We start from the raw sequence: 625 nt of genomic DNA on the forward strand, positions 1-625 counted from the left end.
GACCCTCAAAGATGCCAGCAATGCGGACATGACGGACAACTACACCATCACTTATGTGGACAACACCACGAGCAGCATTGCCAAGGCCAACCTCACTGTGGCGGCCAATTCAGATGCGCGGTTTGTGGTGCAAACAGATGCAGCGGGTTACAACGGCGTCAGCTATTCGGGCTTCGTGGCAGGCGAAACCAGCAGTGTTTTGGGCGGCAGCGTGAGCATCAGCCGCAGCAATGCAGCCACCCAGGCCGCAGGCCACTACAGCGGCGCACTCGTGGCCAGCGGACTGACCGCGGCCAACTACAACATCAGCTACGCCAATGGGGACTACACCATCGTGGCCGCGAACCAATTGTTGGTGCGCACCACCAACACCACGACCACCTATGGCAGCACGCCCACTTACACCACCACCGCGCAATACCTGGACGGCAGCAGCAACCAAATCGCTTCATTGACGCCCACGGTCTCAGGCAACAATTACACCTTCAGCGACGGTGTGGGCGGCTCTATCAGCATGCAACTCAAGCCCTACACGGGCAGCAGCGCAGCGGCTGTCAGCAACTCGGGCAACACCATCGTGGGCAACTACGACATCAAAGACACCAGCCCCACGGTGGTCGGCAGC

At 59.8% G+C, this 625-nt stretch carries 1 protein-coding gene; it reads left to right on the forward strand.

Annotated elements, in window-relative coordinates; genetic code table 11:
- The coding region (locus tag H663_RS41965; RefSeq protein ID WP_165803993.1) for an MBG domain-containing protein at positions 1-625 on the forward strand (625 nt) is incomplete at both ends.

Origin of the sequence: Limnohabitans planktonicus II-D5, assembly GCF_001270065.2 — a bacterium.
GTDB lineage: Bacteria > Pseudomonadota > Gammaproteobacteria > Burkholderiales > Burkholderiaceae_C > Limnohabitans_A > Limnohabitans_A planktonicus.